This window comes from Halobacterium rubrum (assembly GCF_021729015.1).
Classification (GTDB): domain Archaea; phylum Halobacteriota; class Halobacteria; order Halobacteriales; family Halobacteriaceae; genus Halobacterium; species Halobacterium rubrum.
Window position 1 is genome coordinate 249,138 of the sequence record NZ_JAJQQZ010000001.1, and the last position, 12,704, is coordinate 261,841.

Here is a 12,704-nt window from a genome sequence, read left to right on the forward strand (position 1 = left end):
ATAGGCTTTCTTTTGACGGTCGACGGGAAGATTGATAACCGCGAGCGGGTTACGCCGTCACAATGAGTAGCTCCGGCTCGGACATCGTCGACCCGGGAACGGCCCGCGCAATCGACTCCGGCCGGGAGACGCTGGGGGTACTGCTTTCGGCCGCTCAGGACCGCCTCCAGCACGTGTTCATCGCGTTCGTCGTCGGCCTGCTCGGCGGCATCTTCCTGATGCGGCTGTTCATCTGGCCGGCGCTCGAGGCCGACCTCCTCGAGGCCGAAGCGCGGGTCATCGCCCAGACGCCGTTCGACGTCATCCTGATGCAGGTGAAGATCGGGCTGTTCGCGGGTGTCGGCGCCGCGATTCCCGTCCTCCTCTACCACGCCCGGAAACCACTCCGCGACCGGGGGATCATCCCGGACGTGACGGTCAAGCGCTGGCACGTCGGCGTCGTCGGCCTGCTGTGTGCCGGTCTGGCCTCCATCGGCGTCGTGTACGCGTACTTCCTGTTCTTCCCGCTGATGTTCGACTTCCTCGCCGGGAACGCCGTCGGCGCGGGGCTCGCACCGAAGTACTCTATCGTGAAGTGGACGGAGTTCATCTTCTTCCTCGCACTGTCCTTTGCGCTCGCCGCCCAGCTCCCCATGTTGATGTCGGCGCTCTCGTACTCCGGTGTCGTCCCCTACGAGACCTTCCGCGACAAGTGGAAGTACGCCGTCATGGGCATCTTCGCGTTCGGCGCGTTCTTCTCGCCGCCGGACCCGTTCACGCAGATTCTCTGGGCGAGCCCGCTGATTCTGCTGTACGGCCTGAGTCTCTACCTCTCGAAGGTCGTCGTGACGTTCAAGCGGGGCCGCGAGCACGTCGATATCGCGGGCGTGTTCGGCGAGTTCTGGAACCGCATCCTCGGCGTCGCCGTCCTCGGGTTCGCGGGCGGCTACGCCCTCGGCATGTACGACGGGATCGGCGCGTTCAACGACGGACTGGCGTTCATGGGGTCCTCGGTGCGGGTGCCGACGGCCGGTGAGGTGCTCGGCGTTCCGCCCGAGACCGGCTTCCTCGTGCTCGGCGTCGCGTTCGGCGTTCTGGCGCTGCTGGCGGCGATGCTGTACTACGTCTACGTCGCGGTCGACCGGGCGGCGCGAGCAGTCGCCGACGAACGCCGCCGTCGTCCGGACCCGGCCGCCATCGACCTCGACGAACTCGACGCCGCCGGCGTCCGGGCCGCGCCGCCCGAAGCGTTCGCGTCGATGACCGAGGACGAGGCGCTGGCGACGGCGAAACGCGCGATGGACGACGGCGACGACGAGAAAGCCCAGCTCGTCCTCGACCGATTCGACGAGGCCCAGGAAGCAGCCGCCGAGGAAGCCGAGGACGCGGCAGCCGCCGAAGGTGCCGCTGGCGGCGACGGTGACGGCGACTCGAACCCGGTCCAGAGCACGGCCGCCGGGATGATGGACGCCTTCACCGAGGAGGAGACCACCGAGGACGACATCGGCGGCTACTACTACGACCTCCGGTTCATCTTCGACAGCCTGCGGTCGCGGGCGTTCCGCCTCGTCGGGACGTTCATGGCCGTCATGGTCGCCATCTTCGGGTGGCTGTACTACGGCGGGTTCGGGAGCCTGCGCGACGACTTCATCGCGCGCATCCCGGCAGAAGTCCAGCCGGACGCCGCCACCTGGCCGATCACGCTCCACCCCGTCGAGGCGCTCGTGTTCCAGGTGAAGATCTCGGTCGTGCTCGCCGCCATCGCCGTGCTCCCGATGATCGTCTACTACCTGTGGCCGTCGCTGGCCGACCGCGGCTGGGTGACCGGCGACCGCCGAACCATCCTCGTCTGGGGCGGCAGCATCGTCGGCGCTCTCGCACTCGGCAGCTACGTCGGCTACGGCTTCATCGCCCCCGAGGTCATCTCCTTCCTCGTCTACGACGCGGTCCGGGAGGGCATGATCATCAGTTACACCGTCAGCACGTTCGCGTGGCTGGTGTTCTTGCTGACCGTCGGCATCGGACTGCTCGCCGACATCCCGGTGACGATGGTGCTGTTCCACCTCGGCGGCATCGTCTCCTTCGACACGATGCGCGAGCGCTGGCGCGTCCCCGTGCTCGGAACGTTCGCGTTCTCCGCGCTGGTCACCCCGGACAGCCTCTACACGATGCTGCTCGTCGCGCTCCCCATCGTCGCGATGTACCTCGTGGGACTGGGCCTGCTGTACCTCGTCACGCTCGGCGGCCGGCGCGGCGGCTCCGCGGAGCCCCTCGGGGAGTGAGCGTCTGGAGGCGGTCCCCGCGCTCGGCTCGTCGTGCTCCTCCGGAGAAGTCGCTGTGTGCAGGTACCGTCCTCAATCGGCGTGTGTAGCGTCTAGAGGCCCGAGAACCGGTTTCAGTTGAGGCGTGGTCTCAGCGGTCGTCCGGATTCTGCTTGCCGTCGACGACGGTCTCGTTGCTCCCCGTGACGAATTTCGGGTTGAAGTACGTCTTGTTGCGTTCCTCGACGTACACGGCGACGAACTTCGGGCCGCCCTCGACCTGACTGTTGAGCTTCGCCGTCGGGTCGACTTCGACGGAGCCGTTTTCCGTGAAGTCGCTCGACGACCCTCCCTCTGCCTTCGTCTCGGTCCAGTAGGTGACGTTCACCGTCTCGGCGTCCGTCGCACCGAACTCGAAGTTCCCGGCGCCATTGAACTGCGGCCCCGGCTCCTGTCCGGAGCCGCCACAGTCCAGTTCGAACGAGCGGGTGTCTCCCGAGATGGCGGCTGTGACGCCCTCACCCTCGACGGTCACGGAGACGGTGATGGAGACGTCCTCGTTCCCGTGACAGTGGATGTCGGCCTCGATGGGCTCTTTGTCCCCCGTGCCGATTTCGGGCTTCGAGACCTTCGAAACGGTGACGTCGTCGTCGCCGGTCGTGACCGTGACGTTCGTCACCGACGCGTCGCTCGGCAGGCGGTTCTCCACCGTGACGAGGGCGACGCGCTCGGTACCCGTCACGTCGACCGTTTCGGACTCGTAGCCGACGAGCGCCTCGTCGTCGCTGGCGACCGAGACGCTGACGCCACGGTCGGCGGCGACCGCGCTGAACCCCACCGACCCGAACACGAGCCCGGTGCTGGCGACGGCGGCGAGCACGATGCTTGCGAGTTTGAGTTTATTCATCGTCGAGCTCGGCCGGTGTGGGGCCGCGGCCGAGCGCCGTCCGCTGCGCGTAGTGGCGGTGGACGACGGCGGAGACGGCGAACGCCGCGACGACGGCGACGCTCCACGCGAGCTCCGGGAGCGCCGTGAACGGCCACGCGCCGAGCGCGACCGCCGCCAGCAGCGTCGCCGCGACGCCGGACAGCCCGAGGTAGTAGTCGCTCCAGGGGATCTCGCGTCCCTTCACGACGTCCATGTAGACGCGGACGTCCTCGAGCGCGGGCGTCGGTTCAACGACCCCCCTGTTCTTGTCGAACGATACGACGCCGGCGTCGTCCATCTTGGGGAGGTGGGACTGCTGGAGCGCGGTGTACACGCGCTTGCGTTCGTCGTAGGACACCTCCGCGACAGTCTCGCCGTACTCCCAGGCGGCGACCTGCTCGGCGACGTCCCCCAGTTCGACCGGCTCCTCCCGTCCCTTGAGCATGTGGAGCGCGTAGCGCCGCCGCCGACTGGAGAGCACGTCGAAGAGCTCGTCCTCGGTCGGCTCCGGCGCCTCGCTCTGTTCCACGCCCCCCCGCTGACGTGTGGATGACACGACAATTCAAGCAACTAACGTGACTGGTAATAAATGTTGGCTAACCTTTATTTCACGCCTGTTGGCTGCTAACGCACCGACAGCCGGAAACCGGCTTGAGAGGGGCTGAGAGGCCACTTCTTCAATCTCGCTATGGGCGGTCCGTTGTCCGGCGGATGGCGCACAACCTCCGCGACCGGGAACCCCCCGTGTAATGGGTCGTTGACGCCCGGTTCGTGTGGTCGTCGACGCCCGGTTCGTGTAGCCGTCGGGCTGGCGCCAGCGTGTCAGGCTTCTCAATCCGGTGGGTGGCGCGACCCTCAGGCGGTGGTTTCGCCCGGACCTGCTCGTTCAGTCACCTCGTGAACCTGTGTCTGGCGTGTCAATACTACTTACAAAGGGGGTGATGGGTCGAGTGAGCGCTCCCGGGGCGTGCGGTGCCCGAGGGAGTGCACGCAAACGAGGTCAACGACAACAATGCAACGTCGCAAATTCATCGCTGGCATGGGATCGCTCGCTGCCGCCGGGGCAGCTGGAATCGGTACGGGCGCGTTCACGAGTGTGCAAGCGGAACGCGATATTACGATCGAAACTGCGGGTGACGCGAGTGCATACCTAGGGATTTCCCCGGACTCCGACAGCCCCAACGCACAGTACGCGTCCACCAGCGACGACGGTACCGTGTCGCTGGATTTCACTTCGAACGAGAAAAATAGCGATACTGGCCTGAACGACGAGGCCAAGGTGAATATCGAAGACGTTCTCGAGATCACTAACAACGGCACTCAGCCCGTCTACGTTACCGTTATGGTTGAAGACAGTAGCGGGAACACGGGCCGTGATGTCGCGGGTCTTTCGGAGTTCGGTATCAGTGGCGACGACGATTACGACTTCGCACGGACGGCCGGTGATTACGACGGTGACAAACTTCCGGCTGGGGAGTCCGCTGGCATGGGCTTCTTCTTCAATTGGAACGGGAACAGCAGCTTCGGCGACGTGGTCAATGATATCGACACGATCACTCTCGTCGCCGCAGCGAGCAAGGACGAGCTCGAACGCTTCAAGCCTTCCCCGGATAGCTAAATCAGTAATTCCCGCGCTGGCCCGCCACGGCGGCTCGATTCCGCCGGTGGTTCCCAACACGGGGGTAAGAATCTATGAAACGAAGAAACTTCATCGCGACACTCGGCTTGGCCACGACCAGCGGGGCGACGCTCCTGGGTACCGGTGCCTTCACGAGCGTCCAAGCCGAGCGAAGCATCTCTGTCGCCGTCGCCGACGACGCCTACGCTTACCTCAGATTGAACGAGCGTGGGAAGGGTGAACGGTCCGAGACCGACGGCGGAACCCTGGAGTTCAGCATCCCGGGTGACGACGAGGGCGAGTACCCGACTGGAAACCCCACGGACCCAGACGGACTCGGAACTGATTCCGTCTACCGCTTCGGGGCGGATGCGGCCCACGACGAATCGGGCCTGTTCGCCGTTCGGAACCGAGGAACTCAGCCCGTCGAGGTGTACAGCACCCAGGGTTCCACCGAGGGCGTGCCGTCAGTCACGATGTTTGACGTGGATTCCGGCGACCTGCTGACGGAGAGCAGCCCGTCGGCGCCACTCGGTGTCGGTGCCGGCCCGCTCGTCTGTGGCCTCGAAATCGACACGCACGGCGTTCCGATTCAGGACGAGGCGTACGACGTTGATCTGACCATTAACGCGGTCGCGACCGACGGCGACTGACGGCCCACACTGGTCGGTTCTTTCGGCGGTTCGATTCCGCCGGTGGGTCTTCCCTGCGTGGGGGGTGAACCATGAAACGACGACAACTCTTGCTCGGTGTCGCGTCCGTCGCCGGAGCCGGCGGCCTGCTCGGGCCGGGCGCGTTCACGAGTGTGCAAGCGGACCGGAGCGTGAACGTCGAGGTGGCCGACGACGCGAACGCGTTCCTCGCGATGGAGCCGATGAACACGCCGAACGGTGACGAGTACGCGAGCGTGACCGCCGACGGCCTCGTCACGGTCGACCTCACGGAGACCGACGCTGGAGGCGACGGGCTCGGTGTCGACTCGACGTACACGTTCGACGACGTCCTCCAGGTGACGAACCAGGGGACACAGCCCGTGTACGTCTGGGCGACATTCGCCGGCGGTGGCGACCTCGGGAACGACGACATCTGGCTGTACCCGGACAGCGACCCGTCGACGAAGCTCAACGACGGGTCGAACAGCGTCGCGTACCTGCCAGTCGGCGAGTCGCTAGCCGTCGGCGTGCGCGTGAACACCGACGGGCTCGACGCCGCGTACGACCGCGACCTGACCGCGACCATCAACGCCAACGTCGACGACCAGGGGTCGAAGCCCAGCGACCCCGGCGGTGACCCGATAGACGGGCCCGTCGACGGCCTCGTGAGTTACTGGCGGCTGAACGACCTCGACGGCTCCGGGACTGGAACGACCATCGACGCCGTCGGAAGCTACGACGGAACCGTCGAGGGGCCTGTGGGCGTCGCCGACGGCGTCGAAGGCGGTGGCGCCGCGGAGTTCGACGGCGACAACGACGTTATTTCGACGGACCTCAACATCGGTGCAGCCGGCGAGTCAGTGACGGTCGCTGGCTGGCTGAAAGCGCCGTCCGGGCAGGGAATCGGGAACAACCACTTCTTCCTGAGCAACTACATCGACCAGGGCCACGACGGCTTCTTCGCCATCGGGTCGAACGACGGCCAAGAGATGTTCTTCTGGACGCGCGACCCGAGCACCCAGACCAGCAAGAAGACGGGCAGGACCGACGCAGCCTTCGACGGGGACTGGCACCACTACGTCGGCGTTCGGGATGCCGAGAACGAGGAAATCCGGTTCTACGTTGACGGGAGCTTCGTCGACAGCAAGAGTTTCCCGGGTGACGTCGCGATTCGAGACTCCGACTCGACGTTCGGGCTGATGCAGCACTACGACAACCGGTATCTCGAACGCTACGTGGACGCCGTCCGGGTCTACGACCGGGCGCTCACCGGCTCCGAGGTCCAGACGCTCTGCGACGTTCACGCCCCGTCGGCGGAGTAAGAACCCGGTTCACTTCTTCGGAGTACTCTCCTCGGTCCAACTGGCTCCCGCATTCTGCCGGCCCTCGATAGCGTGTCGTATTCGATTGAGCCCAATTCATCGTCGTGAGGACTGTCACCCGTCGTCTCTGATTCCTCCCGCCGTCGAACCGGTGGGGCAAGGATGTATATGGGAGGGCAGTGGCACGGTGACATCGTCTCAGCCTCCGGCTTAATCCGTTCAGTCGGTGCAATACTACGTCCATCCGTGTCCAAGATTCTGGCACGTCACCCGGAACAATCCGGACGTATTCAACGAGGCTCGAAACCAATGCAACGTCGCAAGTTTATCGCCGGGATGGGATCGCTCGCTGCTGCTGGAGCAGCTGGACTCGGAACGGGTGCGTTCACGACCGTGGAAGCCGACCGCAGCGTCTCCGTCGAAGTCGCCGACGACGCGTCGGCGTTCCTGATGTTCGACCCCGGGCTGAAGTCCTCGACCAACGACGTCTTCGCGTCCTACGAGGACGGCCTCCTGGTGCTGGACTTCGCCGAGACCGAGGTCGGCGGACAGGGTGTGAATCGCAATGCAGTCTTGCAGTTTGACCAGGTGTTCAAGCTCGTGACCCGCGGTACACAGGCGGTCAACATCTGGTTCGAGCACGACCTGCCGGGTGTGACGTTCTACCGGTTCGACCCGGACTCGAACAGCCTCGACGGGCCGGAAAACGCGAAGATCGGGCTCGCCAATGGCGGCCACATGAAGATCGGAGTCGAGATCGACACGACCGTCCCGGAGTTCGACGGCGTAGACGAACTGGACGGAACAGTCACGATTCACGTGAGTGCGGAAGACCCGACCGGGAGTGACTGATTCGACGCGCTGCGTCGACGTCGGCCACGCTAGCTGACGTACTGAAACCAGTCTGGGCGTCCGGTGACGCGTTACGAATTCCGGGCCACCGAGTGCCCTTCTCCCGGTTGTTCCGGAGTACAGACCCTCCTTGACCTTGCTTCAAGCACCCCAATACTACCCCCTAATCCCTCATTGTCCCGTCCAACTGACCGGGGCCGGTCGCTCGGCCGCCGGGGGGCACGTACATTGACACGTCGACGACGGCGGTGGCTCGCACTCGCTGCGGCGCTCGCGCTGGCGGGGACGCTGGCGTTCCCGTCTGCAGCGGCGCCGCTGCTTGGCGGGCCGGTGGACACGACGACCGGTGACGGCGTCGAGTTGCTGCCGGCCGAGGACAGCCAGTACGCGACGGTCGGGCCGGACGGCGAGCTGGCGCTGGACCTGACGCCGGGCGACGCCGGCCTGAATCCGGGGGCGGTGACGGACTTCGGGGCGGTGTTCTACGTGCGGTACACCGGTGACCAGTACGCCGAGGTGTGGGTGACGGCCGGCTCGGAAGCGGTGTCGTTCGCGGTCGACGGGCAGCCGGCGGGGTCGGCGGCCCAGAATGTGCGAGTCGGGCCGGACGAGGTCGTGCCCGTGAGCGTGCGCGTGGACACGACCAGTGGGGACGACCTCGACGTCGGGGGGCTGACGGTGCATTCGCGGGTCGCCGAACCCGAGCGCGAGGCGGACGGCCAGACCGCCGAGAGGACGGCGGAGACGACGACCGACTCGACCGACACGACCGAGGTGTCGGTGCCGGCGGTCCAGCGCCGGGGGACGGCGGCCGACGGGCTGACGTTCACGATGCTGACCCCGACGGCCGGCGACGCCCTCACTCTCGACACGGACGGGATGGTCGTCGCCGGTGAGCCCGAGCGCGGGGCGGTCCTGGAGTCGCTGACCGTGACGCCGGCGTCGGGCGAGGGGATGACCGTCGACGTCGAGCGGACGGCGGCCGACCCGGTGCCGGGTGAAGCCGTCGAGTCCCTCGGGGCGGTCCGCGTCGACGCCAGCACCGACGTCGACGCGGCGACGGTCCGGCTGGCGGTCGACGACGCGTTCCTCGCCGACGTGGCGGTCGACGACGTCGACGACCTGTCGCTCTACCGGCACGGCGGGGACGGTGAGTGGAGCGAGGTGTCGCTGTCGGCTGTCGCGGAGCGGAACGGTTCGACGGTCCTCGAGGGGTCGACCGGCGGCTTCTCGACGTTCGTGCTGGCGGCCGACCGCCCCACCATCGGCGTCAGTGCGGCGTCCGTCTCGCCGGCCACGGTGAGCGCGGACGGTTCCGCGACGGTGTCGGCGACGCTGCGCAACGACGGGCAGGCCGCCGGCGAACGGACGGTGCCGGTGACCGTCGGCGGCGAGGTCGTCGCCGAGCGCACCGTCGTGCTGGAGGCGGGCGAGACGGCGACCGTGACGGCGTCGGTGTCGCCCGGCCCCGGCGAGCACACCGTCTCGGTCGGCGGCGTCGAGGCCGGGACAGTGAGCGTCGCGGCTGACAAGGACGGCGAGGCGGGCGGCAGCGACGAGTCCGACGGCGACGCGCCGGCGACGGACAGCGGCGACGAGCCGGCCGAGAACGTGCAGTCCGAACCCGCCGGGTTCGACTTCGAGACGCTGGCCGGCGCGGGCGTGGCGGTGGCGGTCGTGGTCGTCGGCGTCGGCGCGCTCCGGCGTCGCCGCGGTGGGGAGCCGTGACGGCGACCGTGACCCGACCGCGACAGCGCTCGACGGGCCACCCGTCGGAAGATACTTGCAGTCCTGACACGTCGGTGCCGGCGACCAGATGACACCGCGTCGCGTACTCACGCTGACCGGGGAGGTGGCGGTGGTGCTCGTCGTCGTGGCGCTGGCCGCCGGTCAGGTGCTGGGCTACCCCGTCCTGCTGGGGTACGTCGAGACCGGGAGCATGGAGCCGACACTCGAACCGGGCGACGGCTTCGTCTCCGTGCCGGCACCGCTGGCCGGCGACGTCGAGGCGGGCGACGTGGTCGTCTTCCGAGCGGAGGAGCTTCAGGGCGGCGGGCTCACAACCCACCGCGTGGTCGGGGAGACCGACCGCGGATTCGTCACCAGGGGCGACGCCAACCCCTTCACCGACCAGGACGGCGACGAACCGCCGGTGAAGCGCGCCCAGATCGTCGCTCACGCCCTGCAGGTGAACGGCGAGGTGGTCGCCATCCCGAATCTCGGGACGGCCGTGACGGGGCTCCAGGACGCCATCGGAGACACGCAGCGGCGGGCGGCGGCCCTCACCGGGTCGCGGTCACTGCTGGGCACGCAGGGCCTGACGTACCTCCTGTTCGCGCTGTCGGCGCTGCTGTACGTCGTCGACCTCCTCATCGACGACGGCAGAGCCCGGGACCGCAGCCGGAGTCGGTCCCGGGACAGCGGCGTCTCGCCGGGGCTCGTCGTCGCCGCGCTCGCGGCCGTGCTCGTGGTGTCGGCGACGGCCGCGATGGTGGTGCCCGCCGGCACCGAACAGTTCGGGGTGGTGAGCGCGGAGTTCGAGTCCGAGAACCCCACGGTCATCCAGCAGGGCGAGTCCTCGACGTTCGAGTACCGGGTGGCCAACGGCGGACTGGTGCCGGTCGTCTCCTACCTCGAGCCGGCCAGCGAGGGGGTGGCCGTCCAGCCGACCCGGTTGCGGGTTGGGTCGCGGGGGACGGCGACGGCCGACCTGACGCTGACCGCGCCCGAGGACACGGGCTACTACCGGCGGTACGTCACCGAGCACCGGTACCTGGCGGTGCTGCCGGTGTCCCTCCTGGACGCGCTGTACGACGTCCACCCGTGGCTCCCCATCGTGGCCGTGGACAGCCTGCTGGCGTCGGTCGTCGCCGTGCTCGGTCTCGTCCTGCTCCGGGGGCGTCGCGTCCGCGTGCGGAGCCGGGAGAGCCGTCACGGCCGGTCGACGTGGGCGCGCGTCCGCCGGCGCCTGCGGTGACCCGGTCGTCCCGCGACGGTGGTCTCGTCGCGCCGCCGCTGCACTCAAACTATCGACACTTGTATGCCGTCGGGCGCAAGTGTACCGCGCATGACAGGGGAGACGCGGTGGCTCCGCGCCAGAGCCTTCGCCGGGGAGTGGTTCACGGTGCTGGCGGCGGCCTTCGTGGTGCTCGCGCTCGCGGGCGGGTACGCCGCCGGGACGGCGTACGCGACGCCGGATACCGAGACGGAGCGACAGACGGTCGAGCACTGGGCGGTCTCGGGGGACTTCCAGCACTCGGCGACGGTGACCCGGGAGAACCCGGTGTTCCCGGTGGGAGCGACGCTGGACGACAGGTCGACGTACTTCGTGAGCGCTACGCCGGTCTTCGACGGCACGTACACCGTCTCGTACAGCGACGCCGCGGCCGGCGGCACCGGGGAGCCGGTCGAGATGGCGGCGACGGCGACCCTCGTCCTCCAGTCGGCCAGCGAGGACGCCGTCTACTGGACGGACCGCGAGCAGGTCGCGGCCACGGAGGCGACGCTCGCCGACGGCGAGTCGGCGACGCTGTCGTTCTCCCTGAACGCCACGCGGGTCGACCAGCGCGCGGCCGACATCCAGCAGGCACTCGGTGACACCGGCGGGGAGGTGTCCACGAGCGTCGTGGTCGACGTGAACGCGACGGGGAGCGTCGCCGGCACCGAGCGCGCGGTGACGGCCTCGCAGTCCATCCCCCTGCGCCTCGGCGGGTCGACGTACAGCGTCGGGGAGACCGAGACGGCTCGCGAGGCGGCGACGACCACGCGCACCGTCGAGGTCACGCAGTCCTACGGACCGTCTCGGACCGTCGGCGGGCCGCTCCTGCTCGTCGCCGGGCTCGCGGGGCTCGGCGCGCTCGCGGTGCTCCGGCGGCGCGACGCCCTCGCACTGACCGCCGCCGAGCGCGAGTACCTGGCGTTCCGCGACGACCGCGCCGAGTTCGACGAGTGGGTGGTGCGGGCGCGGCTGCCGCCGTCGGTCCACGACCGGGAGCGCGCCGACGCCGAGTCGCTGGCGGACCTCGTGGACTACGCCATCGACGCCGACGTCGGCGTCGTCGAGGACACCGGGACGGGGTCGTTCTACGCCGTCACCCGGGAGGTCGTCGTGGCGTTCGACCCGCCGGCCGAACCCGGTGCAGCCTCGCCGTTCGCCGCCGACGACGACGAGGACGCCGACACCGAGTCGCTGGCGGACCTCGTCGGCGGCGATGCCGACGACGGTGCGAACGGCGAGGAGAGCGGCGACGGTGCGACTCATCGACGGGACGCCGGCGACGCCCGCGAGGACGGCGACGCGCCGACAGTCGAGCCAGAAGACTGACCGCCGAGAGCGCGTGGGCTCGGTGCAGCGCCCACTGGAACGGCCCACCCCAGGGTAGTCAGTCGCCCTGCGACACCCGGGGGTCGAGAGCGGCGTGGACGACGTCCTGGAGGAGCGTGCCGCCGACGGTCAGCACGGCGGGTGTCATCGCGGTCCCCATCAGCAGCGGGAGGCCGCGGTCGATCACGCCGTCGTACAGCAGGTGGCCGATGCCGGGAATCCCGAAGACGAGCTCGATGACGACGACGGCCACGAGCAGGACGTCGACGAGTTCGGTGAACGTCGTCGAGACGATGGGACCGGCGGCGTTCCGGAGGACGTGGCGCGCGACGGTACGAGCGCCGGCGCCCTTCGCGCGCAGCAGTGTCACGAACTCCTCGCCGAGGTGCTCGAGGGACTCGGCGCGCGCGTACCGGATCTGGCCGGCCCGTCGCTCTCCTCCGCCACCAGCGTCGCCGCCGTCGGCCTCGCCGCTGTCGCCGCGCTGTACGCCTACGACGTCGTCGCCGTCTCGGCCGGCGACCCCTTCCTGCCCGGCGAGTGCGTCGGCGCCGTCGTCGACAGCCGCTGCCGGGGCACGCTCCAGTACCCCCTCGGCACCAACGTCTACGGCGAGGACCTCGGGGTCCTCGTCGTCGCCGGGATGCGCGTCGCCGTCACGCTCTCGCTGGTCACCGCTACGATTCTCGTCACCGTCGCGACCGTCGTCGGCACTCCCGCGGGGTTGTGGTGGCCGCAAACGGCCGAGCTTATATTCTCGAGGTATT

The 12,704-nt window shown here is 68.4% G+C and carries 11 protein-coding genes; 8 read left to right on the forward strand and 3 right to left on the reverse strand.

Annotated features, from left to right (window positions below; translation table 11 throughout):
* Positions 1-62: 62 nt before the first annotated feature.
* Positions 63-2,261: a Sec-independent protein translocase TatC gene (tatC, locus tag LT971_RS01300; RefSeq protein WP_237005041.1), complete on the forward strand. Its 2,199-nt coding sequence runs from the start codon at positions 63-65 to the stop codon at positions 2,259-2,261.
* 130 nt (positions 2,262-2,391) lie between these two features.
* Here tatC and LT971_RS01305 read toward each other — a convergent pair whose 3' ends face one another.
* Both LT971_RS01305 and LT971_RS01310 read right to left on the reverse strand, forming a co-directional pair.
* Entirely contained in the window at positions 2,392-3,147 is a 756-nt protein-coding gene (locus LT971_RS01305) for a hypothetical protein (protein WP_237005042.1), read from the reverse strand.
* Positions 3,140-3,724 (reverse strand): DUF7344 domain-containing protein, encoded by a 585-nt coding sequence (locus LT971_RS01310; RefSeq protein WP_237005043.1) that lies wholly within the window; start codon positions 3,722-3,724, stop codon positions 3,140-3,142. The genes LT971_RS01305 and LT971_RS01310 overlap by 8 nt, the downstream gene beginning before the upstream one ends.
* A gap of 456 nt (positions 3,725-4,180) precedes the next feature.
* Between LT971_RS01310 and LT971_RS01315 the strand changes: the two genes are divergently transcribed.
* The 7 genes from LT971_RS01315 to LT971_RS01345 all read left to right on the forward strand — a co-directional run bounded on the left by LT971_RS01315 (position 4,181) and on the right by LT971_RS01345 (position 11,937).
* Entirely contained in the window at positions 4,181-4,786 is a 606-nt protein-coding gene (locus tag LT971_RS01315) for a hypothetical protein (RefSeq protein ID WP_237005044.1), read from the forward strand.
* Positions 4,787-4,860: 74 nt separating this feature from the next.
* Positions 4,861-5,439, forward strand: a complete 579-nt coding sequence (locus tag LT971_RS01320) for a hypothetical protein (protein WP_237005045.1) — start codon at positions 4,861-4,863, stop codon at positions 5,437-5,439.
* Between the two features lie 71 nt (positions 5,440-5,510).
* Entirely contained in the window at positions 5,511-6,761 is a 1,251-nt protein-coding gene (locus LT971_RS01325) for a LamG-like jellyroll fold domain-containing protein (protein WP_237005046.1), read from the forward strand.
* A 309-nt stretch (positions 6,762-7,070) separates the two neighbouring features.
* Positions 7,071-7,613, forward strand: a complete 543-nt coding sequence (locus LT971_RS01330; protein WP_237005047.1) for a hypothetical protein — start codon at positions 7,071-7,073, stop codon at positions 7,611-7,613.
* Between the two features lie 228 nt (positions 7,614-7,841).
* Positions 7,842-9,341 (forward strand): CARDB domain-containing protein, encoded by a 1,500-nt coding sequence (locus LT971_RS01335; protein WP_237005048.1) that lies wholly within the window; start codon positions 7,842-7,844, stop codon positions 9,339-9,341.
* A gap of 88 nt (positions 9,342-9,429) precedes the next feature.
* The gene (locus LT971_RS01340; RefSeq protein WP_237005049.1) at positions 9,430-10,590 is read left to right on the forward strand and encodes a signal peptidase I; all 1,161 of its coding nucleotides are present in this window, start codon (positions 9,430-9,432) and stop codon (positions 10,588-10,590) included.
* A gap of 90 nt (positions 10,591-10,680) precedes the next feature.
* Complete coding sequence (locus LT971_RS01345) at positions 10,681-11,937, forward strand: DUF5305 domain-containing protein (RefSeq protein WP_237005050.1); 1,257 nt, start codon at positions 10,681-10,683, stop codon at positions 11,935-11,937.
* Positions 11,938-11,995: 58 nt separating this feature from the next.
* Here the strand turns inward: LT971_RS01345 and LT971_RS01350 are convergent, their stop codons facing one another.
* Complete coding sequence (locus LT971_RS01350) at positions 11,996-12,676, reverse strand: ABC transporter permease subunit (RefSeq protein ID WP_237005051.1); 681 nt, start codon at positions 12,674-12,676, stop codon at positions 11,996-11,998.
* Positions 12,677-12,704: the final 28 nt, after the last annotated feature.